Source organism: Shewanella gelidii (genome assembly GCF_014647855.1).
Lineage (GTDB): Bacteria > Pseudomonadota > Gammaproteobacteria > Enterobacterales > Shewanellaceae > Shewanella > Shewanella gelidii.
This window is the reverse complement of sequence record NZ_BMPZ01000019.1, coordinates 1-14,219: the sequence shown is the minus strand read 5'-3', so window position 1 is coordinate 14,219 and position 14,219 is coordinate 1. Positions and strand designations below refer to the sequence as shown.

Genomic DNA, 14,219 nt, shown 5'->3' with positions numbered 1-14,219 from the left:
ATTCATTTCCAGGCGCCTAATTATTCTCGTAAGAGAAATGAGAAAGCCCGCTGCACTGCAGCGGGCTTTTTTGTGCGTGTTGTTTTTAACGGGTCATCGATTTAGTGCAATGCATGCAAGTGAGCAAATTCTACTGTTTAATTTGACCATCCACGGCCACTAGAGTCCGTTTAGAGAAGCATGACACTTAGTCGAGCTAATCGTCGGTTCAAACAACGCTTATAGGGTTGTATTTAAAATATGATTGACGATGGCACTATTGGCTTCTGGAAAGTCAAAGTTTGGCAGCTGTTCTTTGGTTACCCACTTGATTGGTTGGCCTTCTCTGCCTTTTGCAAGACCTTGAAAATTGTGAACCCAGTGAATATCTAAAAGTACATTTTTGTCGGGATAGTCATAGGAAATATTCATTAATGGCGTTGTTGACTGAACGACTAGATTTACTTCCTCAAAGAGTTCCCTTGTTAAAGCCTGTGAGACGGATTCGTTTGCTTCAACTTTACCTCCTGGGAATTCCCATTTTCCGCCTTGGTGAAGGTTAATCGGTCGTTGTGCAATTAAAATCTTTTTTGCAGGATTAACGATGACGCCGACTGCAACATGGATTCTTTTCAATGGGAGTCATCCTTAAAGAAATCTGCTTCTTCGAATCCTATTTCATCAAGTGCTTCAATATCGAACTCAGGCTTTACTGGTATGGCATGTTTCTCTGAAGCCCAATCTCCTAAATCTATGAGTTTGCAGCGCTCACTGCAAAAAGGCTTGAACTGAGAGTCATGAGACCACTCGACTTCTGATTGGCAGTTGGGACATTTGACTTTGAGAGACATAATCGATTGAGGTGTCGCTAGAATAAATCGCTATTTTAGAGGGTTTAGACGCAAGTAGCTAGCTCAAAACTAATCGCGTTATCCGAATGTCTTTGTTGCTCAAACATCACGAAGTGAATTGCGTAACGATTGCGGTGCCCACTAATAGTTGGGTAACAGCCCTGATTAGCATTGATTTTTACACGTATGAGTGACAAGGGTTCAGAACTGCCACCTTGAAAAAATCCGGCGTGAGCAGTTTCTTGGCGAAAAGACGAGGTTTCTCGAGTAATTTGTAGCAGTAATTGGATTGGATTTAGAATTGCTTCAAATGCTGAAATCCATTGCTGGAATTCTCGTTGTCTCTGCTCTAATGGTTTCGCTAGCCAGAAATGAAGCTGGGGCAGGTCAAAGTTACAACTAGCACCAGGCATGCTAAATCGCTGTCGTAATGCTGATAAAAAACGATTTTGCTTGAGATGAGTACCCAAGCGTTCAGAGCTTTGCAAAGACTCTCTATATTCCTTCAACCGATTGATCTGCTGCGTTGTTGTTTGAGTGTCGATATGGGGTTGTTTGGTATTAGTGAGAGAGAGGATCTGCCGGTCTATATCTTTTAATATTTCACCGCGATAATCACAGCGCTCTGTTAACTCGCAAAGCGAAAATAACGGGTAAAAACAGCGGTGCTTTTGATCATGTAGCAGATTATCGTGCAATTGCTCTGCAAGATGCTCCAAGCGCAAGTAGCTCCGTGTTTTCTCATTCAGCGGCTGTTCGTAAATCAATTCAGTCATAAATGTTCTTATTATATTTTTGACAAATGCAGATACTTTTGGTGTAGCGCAAAAACTTTTTGCTCTAACGCAGATATCTGTCCTTGATTATCTATGACGTCGTCGGCTTTTGAGAGCTTCTCTTGGCGACCCATTTGCGTTGCAATGATGCTATCAATGACTTCTGGGCTACTATTATCTCGAGCTAACACTCTTTTTCGTTGATTCTCAGGCGAAATATCAACCACTAAAGTCCGATTGACTAAGCTATCTAACCCATTCTCAAATAGCAAGGGGACAACCATAAGAACATATGGCGAGTTCGCATTTTCGACGTCTTTTAGCATTTTAGTTCGAATTAACGGGTGAAGTAGTTGATTTAGCCACTCAAGCTCGCTAGGGGAGTTGAAAATGATGTTTCTTAGCTTTTCTCGGTTAAGGGTTCCTTGGGCAGTGAGTACGCCCGTACCGAAGTGATGGGTAATTTGTTGTAAGCCAAGTGAACCGGGTTCTACGACTTGCCTAGCCACAATGTCAGCGTCAATAAGTTCGATGCCTTGCTCAGAAAAAAGGGTTGCCACCGTGGTTTTACCGCTCCCAATTCCTCCGGTTAATCCAACAATAAATTTTGCCATAAAGTCGCTACCGATTCGAAGATGTTATAAGGTCGCTAAGTATGAATTGACGATGGTATCGCCCCAGACGAGTGCAATCCAGCCAGCAGCAGCGAGATAGGGGCCGAACGGAATTGGGTTACCTTGATTTAGCTTTTTAAAAGCAATTAACGTGATACCAACAACTGCACCAACGAGTGAGGACAGGATAATTACAAGTGGAAGCATCTGCCAACCTAGCCAAGCGCCAATAACTGCGAGCAATTTAAAGTCGCCATAGCCCATGCCTTCTTTCCCGGTTGCAATTTTAAAGAGCCAAAATACTGACCACAATGAAAGATAACCAGCCATCGCACCTATAACTGCGTCTTGTAGGGTGGTAAAAGCCCCAAAGTAGTTTACCGCTAAACCTATCCAAAGGAGAGGAAGAGTTAATTGGTCAGGGAGAAGCATCTCATCTAAATCAATACCAGTGAGCGCAATCAGAGCGAATGTAAAGATTGCTGCCAGTAGAAATTGTGAGGTCGGCCCTAGCTTCCAGGCCAGCACTGAAACTAGTAAACCTGTCGCGAGCTCAATAATAGGATATCTAGCGGAAATAGCATTGCTACATTCTGCACATTTTCCTTTGAGCATGACCCAGCCTAGTATAGGCAGGTTATGCCATGGCTTGATTTTGGCGCTGCATTTTGGGCAAGCTGATGTTGGCACAACTAAATTGTATTTAGCGGGGTAGGGATCAATCGGCTTTTCTAGTGCTGTTTTTCCTAATTTCGTTAGTAATTCAGTATGGTACTCATTGAGATATTGATTGCATTCTTGTTGCCATTCTCTTTTCAACATCACTGGAAATCGATGAATGACTACATTAAGAAAACTACCAACTGTCGCGGCAAATATAAAAGTAACAAAAACGAACAGCCATAAATTTTGACTAAAAATATTAACAATTTCGGACATTAGATACACTTCTTATTCATTGAGTTTTTATAGTATCAATAGCCATTACTAGATGGGCTAACCAACGACTTTACCGAGTTGGAAGATTGGCAAGTACATACCGACAATTAAGCCGCCGACTAAGATTCCTATTACAACCATCATGATGGGTTCGATCAGGCTTGAAAGCCCATCAACTGCATCATCAACTTGCATTTCATATATGTTGGAAACCTTATTGAGCATATTATCAAGAGAGCCCGATTCTTCGCCAATCATCACCATCTGAATGAGCATGTCAGGAAACAATCCTGTGGTACGCATAGCTACGTTCATTTGCATTCCAGACATCACTTCAGCCCGGATCTTCATCACCGCATCGCGGTAAACTGCATTGCCTGATGCTCCAGCGGCGGATTCTAGTCCGTCGATTAATGGGACGCCTGCTGCAAATGTAGTCGCTAAAGTACGTGCAAAACGTGCCATGGCGCCTTTATGTAAGATAGGGCCAATAGCAGGAATTTTGAGAACAAACGCGTCGACTTGATCCCGGAATTTCTGCGAGTTGCGGTGGGTTTTAACAAACATATAGCCCGAGACAACTATACCTATAGCAAAGAAGTACCATGAAGATTGTAGCCAGCGAGATAGATTAATAATAAGTTGTGTAAAAGCAGGCAATTCTGCACCAAATCCAGCAAAAATTTCTTCGAACTGAGGAACAACTGCTAAAAGTAATAGAGCCGTTACACCGATAGCAACAACTACAACTGCAGCTGGGTAGAACATAGCTTTTTTTATTTTCGATTTCAGAGCTTCGGCTTTTTCTCTATATGTGGCGATGCGGTCAAACACGATATCTAAAGATCCTGAATGCTCACCAGCAGCAACTAAATCAACATAGAGTTCATCAAAATATAATCGATGTGGTCGAAGGGCATCTGAAAGGGGGATACCTGATTGAACATCGTTGACTATAGCTCCTAAGAGCTCCCTCATTTTTACTTTTTCGTGTCCCTTTCCTAATAGTTCGAGTGTTGTGACCAGAGGTACTCCAGCTGTCAACATTGTTGCAATTTGTCTTGTAACCATGGCTATATCCATGGCATTTATTTTTTTTTCAGACTTAAATAATGGTGCGGACTTCTTTCTTACAAGCTTAGGGTTGACGCCTTGAGATTTTAACTGGCTTTTTATCTCTGTAATGGAAGCGCCACGAAGTTCACCTGCGGTTTTTTGCCCATCCCGGTTGGTACCTTTCCACTCAAAGGTGTAAATTTTAGGCTGACTTTTTTGAATTGTTTTGTTGCTTTGCTTATGTTTATGGACTTTCTTTTTGGATGCGAGCGCCATAGCCATTCCTTGATTCGGTTCTTGCTCTTCAAGTTCGCCATGAGCTTAACGTGGTGAACTAGTTCGTAATTTCGTAGTTAGTCAGTCAGCACAGTGAAGAGCGCTAAAAACTGGTTACGCGGTCGATTTCAGCGATACTGGTCACGCCTTGAATGACTTTTAATAAGCCTGACTGACGTAAATCTTTCATACCCTGTTGTTTAGCAATAGTGGCAATTTGCAGAGAGTTGCCGCCTTCCATAATGGTTCGTGCTATTTCATCTGACATTTTCATGACTTCGTAGATACCGACGCGCCCCTTGTAGCCGCCAGAACATAGCTCGCATCCAACGGCCTTATATACTGTAAAACCATCACTGATTTGTTCTTCAGTAAAGCCAAGCTGGAGTAATGCGCTGTCCAATACTTCTTCAGGTTGCTTACATTCGCTACATAAGCGCCGTGACAGGCGCTGAGCAATAATTAGATTGACTGAGCTAGCGATATTATAGCCGGGAACACCCATGTTGATTAATCGCGTCAGCGTTTCTGCTGAGGAGTTTGTATGCAAGGTGGATAAAACGAGGTGACCGGTTTGTGCTGCTTTAATGGCAATTTCAGCTGTTTCTAAATCGCGGATTTCACCGACCATCACTACATCCGGATCTTGACGGAGGAACGAGCGCAGTGCAGCAGGAAAGGTGAGTCCAGCTTTGAGGTTAATATGGACTTGATTAATGCCTTCTAAATTAATTTCAACAGGGTCTTCAGCGGTTGAAATATTTCGCTCTTGAGTATTGAGGATGTTTAGACCGGTATACAGGGAAACGGTTTTCCCCGAACCCGTCGGGCCAGTCACCAAAATCATGCCTTGCGGCTTAGAGAGCATTTCTTCATAAAGTGCGCGTTGCTCATCTTCATAGCCAAGCTTCTCAATGCCGAGTTGCGCTGACGAAGAGTCAAGAATACGCATTACAATTTTTTCGCCAAACAAGGTTGGTAAAGTACTGACACGAAAATCGATGGACTTTGAGCGAGACAATTTCATTTTAATACGGCCATCTTGCGGGACTCGGCGCTCGGCGATATCGAGTTTTGACATCACTTTTAATCGGGCTGCGATACGTCCTGCTAGATTAATTGGTGGCTCGGATACTTCATGCAAAATCCCATCAACTCGGAAACGAATTCGGTAACGCTTCTCATAGGGCTCAAAATGTAAGTCTGAGGCACCTTTGCGAATCGCGTCAGTGAGAATTTTATTAATATAGATGACGATGGGCTGATCATCGGTTCCATCACCAACATCTTCATCGTGCCTTTTATCAGTATCTGTGACTTCTATATCTGCTAGGCTTTCTTCGTCAATATCGCCAAGCTCGAGAGCACTGATATCTTCTTCAAGCATTTTCTCAAGAATGATAGATAGTTTATCATCTTCGACCAGAATGGCTTCTGCGTGCAGCCCCGCACTAAATTGAAAATCTTCTAGCGCGGCGATATTAGTTGGATCTGATGTAGCTATATAAAGACGGTTACCACGTTTGAAAAGCGGCAAGCATTTATGTTTGTCGATGAGTTTTTTGTTGAGAAACTCTTCGGGAATACTTGCTGTATCATATTCGTTAAGATCTAAAAGCGGCGTGCCATATTCTTCATAACACAACTCTGCAATCTCACGAGCGGAAATCAGCTTTTGATGGATAATAGTTGAAACGAGGGATTGTTTGCTTTGACGTGACTTTGAAATAGCCGTAGCCATCTGCTCTTCACTGAGCAGCTTTTTACGTATAAATAGAGTGGATAAGCCTAAATGCAGGCCAGTCGTTGGCATAATGATTACTAAAAATGTACACACTCATGAAATTGAGTGTGTACATATATTAGCTTTAGTCAGTTCAGCAAACTCCAGCAGCTACACATGAACCGCTTTTAGCCCAGGTTACTTTACCATTGGCAAGAGTTGGCGATAAGGTATACGTCTCTCCCGCAAGACCATTTCCGGTTATAGCTGTAGCAGTAATGACGCCATCTGATGTTGCAATTCCACTAATGTTTCCTGCTGTGGTTACAGCGGCAATTTGCCAACCATTACCATTTTGGCCGTCGCTGCAGCCTGTAACAGTTGCAAGATCCAAAGCACAAATCTCTACCTGAGTTTTTAGCCCTGAAGTACCAACAACCACTTCTGAAAATTTGGCTTTCTTGGTGTAGTCTTGGTAAGCTGGCAATGCCACTGCAGCCAAAATACCGATAATCGCAACAACGATCATTAATTCAATCAAGGTGAAACCTTGAGATTTGTTGATACCTTTCATATTTCTCTCTCCGAATTACAAGTTTGGTTTACGCTTGATACGTCCTGTGTCGCGCAGTTTCATCCTTTGGGAAACTGGTTTTCACCTAATCAGTTGCTTCAACCTGCGTGTTTGAGCTTTAACGTTTTGTTAACGCTTCATTCAAGCCGATACGTTACCGTATTTTGTCTCAGCAAACCTCACCATCAATTTATAGTTATATGATGTTTGCGCTCGATATAATAAGCGAAATCTTATATAGATCAAGGCAAACATTAAACTTAGCTTTCTTTTGATTACTGTTTTTGCAAAGTAGATTTGCTACAACAGTTACCCAAATGAAAATATCTTCTTGAACATTTCAATTGGTATACCAAACGAGCGCTTAACTGTTAGATGAGCAATTAATCTAATTTTTATCTAAATCAGAATTGATGCTATCTAACATTATAGGTGAGATTAGCTAAAGCAGCCTACTCGCCTAGGCATTAAGGTAGTATAAACTGAGCTTGAATGGAACCACCATTAACTACAAAGTGTTAATTTTATGCGATATTTGTCTAAAAAATGGCAACTTTAACCGTATGTAGTTCTAACAAATTTTTGGCTTCGTCCGTTTCGTTGACACTATTGGGTAGGGTGTCAATTTATAGTCGCGTTTGTTTGTCATACTTTTGGTTTACGCAAGAGGCAGAGTTTACATAAAACCAAATAGGTCATCGGAGAAGGTATTTTGGTGTAGTGAGAAGTGAATGACAAATGTAACCTTAAACCTTAAAAGTTGCTAGTATTGTATTTTTCTTTTAAATCAATGCGTGAATTAGATTTTGAAATTCATTCGTCAATCTTTGTAATTCTGAAACCACTATTTTATTGAGATTAATTTTTATTAACAAATCTGGCTCAACCTTTCTCTGGGTGCAAAATACAAGCTCTTTAAATTCAATGTTATCAGGTTGTTAATTTGTGGCGAGAGTTCCTCATTACTTCAGAACGCAACGTTTTGCCAGAGTAAGGCCGTTTGTGACACACATTTGTTGACGATTAACGGGTTAGTATTTCCCTTAGGCTCGCTGGATGATAGTCGATGGACTTAAGGACTTTCCCTTGTTTGATTGTCTTTGCATCTACCGTGGTGTCTCTTGCGCATTTGACGATATGGTAATCCCCTTTAGCATTGCCAGAAGCTGCAATGCCTTGGTTGGCGTAATGTGCAATGGTTCTATTTACTGTATCCTGGTCCGGGCACGCTTTACTCATATTGCTTGAGTGGATTTCCTTCCAACAAGCAAGGAAGTCAATTTGCTTTGTTTCGGCAACTTGCAATAAAACATCAATAAAATAGCAGATGCCGATGTTATCGGATATTTGGTGAGCCCCTATATGCACCTGACGGCCCATCAGGACATACACACTGTCAATAATCGCGTCGGCTTGTTCTGTTAAATTGTCAGCATCTGCAAGTTCTGTAAGCTCTTCGACGATAAGTGAAGTATGAAGGGTATCGGTCACAGCCCCCATCGAATTGGCATCTTCAGTGGGGAGGTCAAATGTTAACCGGAACTCTAATATATCTTGATAAAGCACATCATAAAGTTGCTGATTAAGAAATTGAAGCGCAAACATATTCGTTAACTTCCTTTTGCTCAATTTGATTTTAGCTTGCTATAGAACTAGTTAATTCGTGTTACTTGATAAATGCAAAGGCGTCACCGTATAAGTGTGCTTCATCAATATTTAAATTTCTAAACAATTCCCGAGCGGCCGCTGCCATATCAAACCGGCCTGCAATGTAGACATCGAACTCATTCAGATCTCGAAAGTCTGCATTTATTTGTGCTAATAGATTTGCAGTCTTGCCATCCCAGTTTGCGGTTGATTCTTCGATGATGGGAACAAATGTCATCCAGGGATATTGTGCGTGCCACGTTCTCGCAATGGATTCATAATACATCGCATCGCGATTACGGCAGCCCCAATACAAGGTGGTAGGGGTCTGATCTTGTGTTGCAATTTGTTGCTCCACAATACTCTTGATATACGAAAAGCCCGTTCCGCCAGCAATCAGTAGCCGCGCGCGTTTCTGCTCGCTTCTAAGATATGCATCTCCAGCGGGTGCTTCGATATCAATACTCGCTCCTGAATCTAAACATTCCTTGAGTCGCTCGACCACTTGCATTGGGTAGCTCTCGCTCACAGCTGCCCCTATGTGTAATTCAAGCAACTCGGAATTTGGTGCGCTGCCGATGGAAAAAGGGCGTTTATCTTGCTCATCCATCACAATACATAAGTATTGCCCAGCTTTAAAATTGAGTGGTGTGTTAGGTCGTAGCACCACCTTGAACACCGCGTCATTAAAGGGTTCAAGTGCTTCAACACGGCATGAGATTTGTTTCATGTTACTTCCTTTATACCCTTCTTTGAGGGCTTTGTTCTTTGGCTAGGTTGGTATCAAGGTGGCGATAGAGTCAAATTAGTCTACGCCGCCCACAAATTTACTCGATGCCGAGCTCATTCCAAATTTGATCTACTTTTTCTTTCACTGACTCATCCATCACGATTGGTGTACCCCATTCTCGGTCTGTTTCACCGGGCCACTTATTGGTCGCATCGAGACCCATTTTAGAACCAAGACCTGCAACGGGAGAGGCAAAATCTAAGTAGTCAATCGGCGTATTGTCAATCATCACGGTATCGCGCTTAGGATCCATTCTCGTCGTGATCGCCCAAATGACATCTTGCCAATCTCTACAATTGACATCTTCATCGACGACGATAATAAACTTGGTATACATAAATTGGCGTAAGAAAGACCATGCGCCCATCATGACGCGCTTAGCATGTCCCGCATACTGTTTGCGAATGGAAATCACAGCCATCCTGTATGAGCAACCTTCTGGCGGCAAATAGAAATCAATGATCTCTGGATACTGCTTGCGTAAAATCGGGACGAAGACTTCATTGAGTGCCACACCAAGCATCGCTGGCTCATCAGGTGGGCGGCCGGTATAAGTGCTGTGGTAGATGGCATCTTTACGTTGGGTCATATGAGTAACAGTGAAAACAGGGAAGCTGTCAGTTTCATTGTAATACCCTGTGTGGTCGCCATAAGGCCCTTCTTCCGCCATTTCTTCTGGGTCAATATAACCTTCCAAAATGATCTCACTGGTCGCAGGTACTTCTAAATCACAGCTGATAGCCTTGCAGACCTCGGTTCTTTCTCCGCGTAATAGGCCTGCAAAAGCATATTCACTCATTGAGTCAGGCACTGGCGTGACGGCACCTAAAATAGTGACAGGATCTGAACCTAATGCAACAACAACAGGGTAACGCTCGCCTGGGTGCTTTTCTTTAAAGTCCTTAAAATCAAGCGCTCCGCCGCGATGATCAAGCCAGCGCATGATCAGCTTATTTTTGCTCAAGAGTTGCTGGCGATATATACCAAGATTTTGCCGCTTCTGCCGAGGTCCTTTGGTAATGGTTAATCCCCAGGTGACTAAAGGAGCGACATCTCCCGGCCAACAATGTTGAATTGGAAGTTTCGTTAAATCGACATCGTCGCCGCTGGTCACCACTTGCTGACAAGGAGCACTTCTCACCTTTTTCGGGGGCATATTTAAAGCTTGTTTAAACATGGGCACTTTGGCGATAGCATCTTTAAAACCACTAGGCGGCTCAGGTTCTTTTAAAAAAGCCAATAGCTCACCCACGTCTCTAAGGGCGATGGGATCTTCTTTGCCCAACGCCATTGCGACCCGTTTTGGGGTGCCGAACAAATTGGCGAGAACCGGCATGTTATTGCCTGTGGGGTTTTCAAATAGCAAAGCAGGCCCACCAGAGCGTAATACTCTGTCGGCGATTTCTGTCATTTCGAGATGAGGGTCAACGGGATAAGCAATGCGTTTCAGTTCGCCATTTTGCTCTAAATGGTCGATAAAACTGCGTAAATCCTTAAAACTCATATGGAAATAACCTTACTGCTAAAATGTGATGTGGAGCGCACTATAGCATTAAAGTCATTTTGGGTTAAGGTCAAAGGAGTGGACTTTGCTGAACAAATTCATTGTTTGGAGTAAGTGCATGGAGTTAATAAAGCTTGTGAAATGCGCCGGATAAATTGGTGCCGTGTGATAAAGGTAATTTAATTCGTCTGTTCAGCCTTGTATCAGGTTTGCCGACTATACTAAATACACGCTTATCACTGCATTTATGGCAGTCGATGATACTGGACTGGTGTGAATTGGTAGGAGAAAAGATGCCCCGTTTTGTGTCAATTGCTATTCCGACCATGTTGTTAGTAGGGGTCACGTTGATAACACTGCCGACAACGGTTTGGGGAGCAAATAAAAGTAAAGTTCAGCAGCCAAAGCATTTATCAAAGCATTATTCAAAAAATAGGCACTGGCATGATCCATGGCGCTGGCGTGACCCCTATTGGCGATATGGCTGGAACCGCCATTGGTATGGTGGATGGGGCAGTTACTACTGGAACCGTCCATATTCTGGAATCGGAATATCAATCCCACTAAATTCTGTTAGTCGAGAAAGAAAGCAGCCTGTTCCGTCACAATCAACACAGCGAACCACAACACATGTCGCTATTCAAAGCGGCTTAAAGCGTTTGCCTGCCAACGCTCGGGTTAAGCAGGTGAACGGCGGCACAGTATATGAGTGGCAAGGGAGAGAGTATAAATTTGATTGGCAGAGTCAAACATATCAACTACAAGAGAAAGATTAGCAGCAGTTGCGGGTATGAATTGTGGATTCTATCTTCGATGGTTTGATTCGTTAATCACTGGCAGTTAGGGCAAACTCTACAGCGGCTTTGGCGTGGATTAGCGTTGTGTCAAACACTGCGATATCAACAGAGTGCGCATTTATCAGTAGTGCGAGTTCGGTACACCCTAAAATGATCCCCTGAGCGCCCTGTTGTTGCAGCTGATTGATGATCTTGATAAGTGCAGACTTCGACTCTGGATTGATTATGCCGTGACATAACTCTTCAAATATTATCTGATGAACAAGCTGCCTTTGTTGAGGAGTCGGAATTAAAATGTCGAGTTCTAAACTACAAGTCTCGTCCGCCGTTTGGGCATAAGCCTGTTTGAGTCGCTGTTGATAAAAGGGTTGTTCCATGGTGAATTGAGTCCCCAGTAAAGCAACTTTGTTGAGTTTCGAGACTTGAATTTGTTTTGCTGTGCAATCCGCAATATGGAGAAGCGGTATACGAATTTCTTGTACGACTTCGTCAGCGATTTTGTGCATGGTATTTGTGCAAATTAGTAAAATATCTGCGCCAGCAGACTCTAGCTGTTGTGCATTTTGGGATAGGAGTTCAGCGGCTTGGTTCCATTGGCCTGCAACTTGTAACTGTGCGATGGGTTCAAAGTTGACGCTGACCAGCACGATTTTAGCTGAATGCAACCCGCCAAGAATACGATTCACTTCCGTGTTAATTGCTTTGTAGTAACTTGTTGTGGATTCCCAGCTCATACCGCCAAGTAGGCCAATCGTTTTCATAATACTCTATTTTTAATTTGTAAAGTTATGATAATCATAGAGGAATAAACAAGAAATAAAAGCCATATAATAAATAGCACTTTAAATTCTATGGGTAAATTGGCGTGGCGTCATCCCTGTTGATTTTGAGAAGAAACGACTAAAGGTTGATAAGTTATCAAACCCGCACTCATAGGCAGAGCGTTTAATATTCCCTTGGTGTTTTTGTAAACTATTTTTTATTAAATTTACTTTAATGTTATTTATGATTTTATTTGGTGATGTGTTTTCTTGCTTTAAACTTCTTTGCAAGGTGCGTGGCGTCATCCCAATCGTATTTGATAAGGATGTTAAATTTAGATTCTGTGGTGGAATATTATTTGCTGCAGCGCGAACTCGGTCGGAAAACTTTAATTCCTGCATATTTAATGGCTCTAATTGATCATAGTCCATTTCATTTTTGGTGACGCAAACTTTCATACTTTGATTGTCAAATTCAACTGAATCAAATAAGTCTATGTTTTTTCCATAAAATGCCCTTTCAAAGGGGAGTTTTATGTTGACATTGTTCTTTTCTCCGAACGATGACCTGAATAAGTTTGTAGCGCAGAAATATAGGAATAGGTCGTCATATTGCGATGCGTATTGACGAGGATTCCTTTGAGCATCAAGGCATAAGTTGTCTTCACTCTCTTGGGTTCCCCAGTTGAGATCGGACACGTGATTATAGTAATTGACAAAGTTTAATAGGTTTTGTGCGGGTGTTTGATCGAGATCTACGTGCTCTTTAATAAATTGAATGAGTCGCCGTTCAAAATAAGGGATTAAATCGATAAAAAAGTGCCGGTTATCAGAATTACTCTCAATAAACTTGAGTAAGTTGGTGATGGTATAAAATCCAATTGAGTCTTCATCATTCAATGTCTTATAGTGCTCGAATGGTTCAGGCACTGCAAACCCAATATCTTCACAGTATTCCAAAACTATTTTGGTATGTATTGCCTGGCGGCATTTATAATTAATCATAATTTAAATTCACTGTCTTACTTATAATCATTGCCGATGTGTGTCTCTGGATTGTGATCTGTATCACTCATGTCGTTTTATGCAAAGCAAACATCATTCAGACTATTTCGAACTGCCTATAAAATACTACTAATTGGTTAGTTTTACTATTCAATTTTATTTATCCCATAATAAATAGGTACTCTTATGAGTTGGCATCGAAATATACAAATGTCTTTGGGCATTTTGTTTTTTATAAGTTTTTACGGTTTAGCCACCCCTTGGGACACTCTCACCCCAGAACAACTGGAGCAGCAACTTGAGCAGAAGTTTGCCGAAGGCAAATATTCTAAAAAAGGCGCTGATACCTGCTTGATGTGTCATAAAAAAAATGAACACGTGATGGCAATTTTTGAGGGAACCCACGGTCAAGCCAGTCACCCACAATCCCCCATGGCAAATCTACAGTGTGAAGCTTGCCATGGCCCCATCGGTCAACATAATCGTGGCGGTAAAGAGCCCATGATTGCCTTTGGCCCAAACAGTCAATTGCCTGCCGCAAGTCAAAACAGTGTGTGCCTTGGTTGCCACAACGACGCTGAACAAATGGCCTGGCATGGCAGTAGTCACAACCTTGATGAAGTCGCATGTAGCGATTGTCACCAAGTGCACGTGGCTCAAGACCCGATTTTAGCCAAAGAGAATATCAACACCGCTTGTACATCGTGCCATTTAGATGCCAAAGCCGACATGAACAAGCGCTCATCTCATCCAATGAAATGGGATGACATGACCTGTATTGATTGCCACAACCCCCATGGCTCCATGGGCGAAAGCGCCTTAAACCACACCACTATCAATGACACCTGCTACAGCTGTCATGCCGATAAGCGTGGCCCTGTACTTTGGGAGCATGCACCGGTGACGGAAAACTGCGCCAATTGCCAC

At 42.5% G+C, this 14,219-nt stretch carries 15 protein-coding genes; 2 read left to right on the top strand and 13 right to left on the bottom strand.

Annotated features, from left to right (window positions below):
* Positions 1 to 219 precede the first annotated feature (219 nt).
* The 11 genes from mutT to ubiD form a co-directional block, all read right to left on the bottom strand.
* Complete coding sequence (mutT, locus tag IEY18_RS17135) at positions 220 to 615, bottom strand: 8-oxo-dGTP diphosphatase MutT (RefSeq protein ID WP_188923081.1); 396 nt, start codon at positions 613 to 615, stop codon at positions 220 to 222.
* The gene (gene yacG, locus IEY18_RS17130; protein WP_188923080.1) at positions 612 to 830 is read right to left on the bottom strand and encodes a DNA gyrase inhibitor YacG; all 219 of its coding nucleotides are present in this window, start codon (positions 828 to 830) and stop codon (positions 612 to 614) included. Before yacG ends, mutT begins: the two co-directional genes overlap by 4 nt.
* 44 nt (positions 831 to 874) lie before the next feature.
* The gene (gene zapD / locus IEY18_RS17125) at positions 875 to 1,606 is read right to left on the bottom strand and encodes a cell division protein ZapD (protein WP_188923079.1); all 732 of its coding nucleotides are present in this window, start codon (positions 1,604 to 1,606) and stop codon (positions 875 to 877) included.
* Positions 1,607 to 1,617: 11 nt separating this feature from the next.
* A complete protein-coding gene (gene coaE, locus IEY18_RS17120) occupies positions 1,618 to 2,220 on the bottom strand; it encodes a dephospho-CoA kinase (RefSeq protein ID WP_188923078.1) in 603 nt (200 codons plus the stop codon).
* A 24-nt stretch (positions 2,221 to 2,244) separates the two neighbouring features.
* Positions 2,245 to 3,159 carry a prepilin peptidase gene (locus tag IEY18_RS17115; RefSeq protein ID WP_188923077.1) on the bottom strand — a complete coding sequence of 305 codons (915 nt, stop codon included), beginning with the start codon at positions 3,157 to 3,159 and terminating at the stop codon, positions 2,245 to 2,247.
* Between the two features lie 57 nt (positions 3,160 to 3,216).
* Complete coding sequence (locus tag IEY18_RS17110) at positions 3,217 to 4,497, bottom strand: type II secretion system F family protein (RefSeq protein ID WP_188923076.1); 1,281 nt, start codon at positions 4,495 to 4,497, stop codon at positions 3,217 to 3,219.
* A gap of 97 nt (positions 4,498 to 4,594) precedes the next feature.
* Positions 4,595 to 6,304 carry a type IV-A pilus assembly ATPase PilB gene (gene pilB, locus IEY18_RS17105; RefSeq protein WP_188923074.1) on the bottom strand — a complete coding sequence of 570 codons (1,710 nt, stop codon included), beginning with the start codon at positions 6,302 to 6,304 and terminating at the stop codon, positions 4,595 to 4,597.
* A gap of 64 nt (positions 6,305 to 6,368) precedes the next feature.
* The gene (locus tag IEY18_RS17100; protein WP_283103837.1) at positions 6,369 to 6,788 is read right to left on the bottom strand and encodes a pilin; all 420 of its coding nucleotides are present in this window, start codon (positions 6,786 to 6,788) and stop codon (positions 6,369 to 6,371) included.
* A 1,023-nt stretch (positions 6,789 to 7,811) separates the two neighbouring features.
* A complete protein-coding gene (locus IEY18_RS17095; RefSeq protein WP_188923072.1) occupies positions 7,812 to 8,393 on the bottom strand; it encodes a nucleoside triphosphate pyrophosphohydrolase family protein in 582 nt (193 codons plus the stop codon).
* 61 nt (positions 8,394 to 8,454) lie between these two features.
* On the bottom strand, positions 8,455 to 9,165 hold the full coding sequence (fre, locus tag IEY18_RS17090; protein WP_188923070.1) for an NAD(P)H-flavin reductase: 711 nt from the start codon (positions 9,163 to 9,165) through the stop codon (positions 8,455 to 8,457).
* Positions 9,166 to 9,262: 97 nt separating this feature from the next.
* The gene (gene ubiD / locus IEY18_RS17085; protein ID WP_188923068.1) at positions 9,263 to 10,729 is read right to left on the bottom strand and encodes a 4-hydroxy-3-polyprenylbenzoate decarboxylase; all 1,467 of its coding nucleotides are present in this window, start codon (positions 10,727 to 10,729) and stop codon (positions 9,263 to 9,265) included.
* A 293-nt stretch (positions 10,730 to 11,022) separates the two neighbouring features.
* On the opposite strand from ubiD, the gene IEY18_RS17080 reads away from it, so the two are divergent.
* Positions 11,023 to 11,505: a hypothetical protein gene (locus tag IEY18_RS17080; RefSeq protein ID WP_188923066.1), complete on the top strand. Its 483-nt coding sequence runs from the start codon at positions 11,023 to 11,025 to the stop codon at positions 11,503 to 11,505.
* A 50-nt stretch (positions 11,506 to 11,555) separates the two neighbouring features.
* On the opposite strand, the gene IEY18_RS17075 is transcribed toward IEY18_RS17080, so the two are convergent.
* The gene (locus IEY18_RS17075; RefSeq protein WP_188923064.1) at positions 11,556 to 12,287 is read right to left on the bottom strand and encodes an aspartate/glutamate racemase family protein; all 732 of its coding nucleotides are present in this window, start codon (positions 12,285 to 12,287) and stop codon (positions 11,556 to 11,558) included.
* An 81-nt stretch (positions 12,288 to 12,368) separates the two neighbouring features.
* On the bottom strand, positions 12,369 to 13,292 hold the full coding sequence (locus IEY18_RS17070; protein WP_188923062.1) for a helix-turn-helix transcriptional regulator: 924 nt from the start codon (positions 13,290 to 13,292) through the stop codon (positions 12,369 to 12,371).
* Between the two features lie 210 nt (positions 13,293 to 13,502).
* Here IEY18_RS17070 and IEY18_RS17065 point away from each other — a divergent pair.
* Positions 13,503 to 14,219 (top strand): DmsE family decaheme c-type cytochrome (locus IEY18_RS17065; RefSeq protein ID WP_229780020.1); only part of this gene is annotated, 717 nt, incomplete at its 3' end.

What these genes read in the sequence shown, in the direction of transcription:
- yacG (WP_188923080.1), bottom strand. Translation starts at nt 830, where the DNA reads ATGTCTCTCAAAGTCAAATGTCCCAACTGCCAATCAGAAGTCGAGTGG.
- zapD (WP_188923079.1), bottom strand. Translation starts at nt 1,606, where the DNA reads ATGACTGAATTGATTTACGAACAGCCGCTGAATGAGAAAACACGGAGC.
- coaE (WP_188923078.1), bottom strand. Translation starts at nt 2,220, where the DNA reads ATGGCAAAATTTATTGTTGGATTAACCGGAGGAATTGGGAGCGGTAAA.
- IEY18_RS17115 (WP_188923077.1), bottom strand. Translation starts at nt 3,159, where the DNA reads ATGTCCGAAATTGTTAATATTTTTAGTCAAAATTTATGGCTGTTCGTT.
- IEY18_RS17110 (WP_188923076.1), bottom strand. Translation starts at nt 4,497, where the DNA reads ATGGCTATGGCGCTCGCATCCAAAAAGAAAGTCCATAAACATAAGCAA.
- pilB (WP_188923074.1), bottom strand. Translation starts at nt 6,304, where the DNA reads ATGCCAACGACTGGCCTGCATTTAGGCTTATCCACTCTATTTATACGT.
- IEY18_RS17100 (WP_283103837.1), bottom strand. Translation starts at nt 6,788, where the DNA reads ATGAAAGGTATCAACAAATCTCAAGGTTTCACCTTGATTGAATTAATG.
- IEY18_RS17095 (WP_188923072.1), bottom strand. Translation starts at nt 8,393, where the DNA reads ATGTTTGCGCTTCAATTTCTTAATCAGCAACTTTATGATGTGCTTTAT.
- fre (WP_188923070.1), bottom strand. Translation starts at nt 9,165, where the DNA reads ATGAAACAAATCTCATGCCGTGTTGAAGCACTTGAACCCTTTAATGAC.
- ubiD (WP_188923068.1), bottom strand. Translation starts at nt 10,729, where the DNA reads ATGAGTTTTAAGGATTTACGCAGTTTTATCGACCATTTAGAGCAAAAT.
- IEY18_RS17080 (WP_188923066.1), top strand. Translation starts at nt 11,023, where the DNA reads ATGCCCCGTTTTGTGTCAATTGCTATTCCGACCATGTTGTTAGTAGGG.
- IEY18_RS17075 (WP_188923064.1), bottom strand. Translation starts at nt 12,287, where the DNA reads ATGAAAACGATTGGCCTACTTGGCGGTATGAGCTGGGAATCCACAACA.
- IEY18_RS17070 (WP_188923062.1), bottom strand. Translation starts at nt 13,292, where the DNA reads ATGATTAATTATAAATGCCGCCAGGCAATACATACCAAAATAGTTTTG.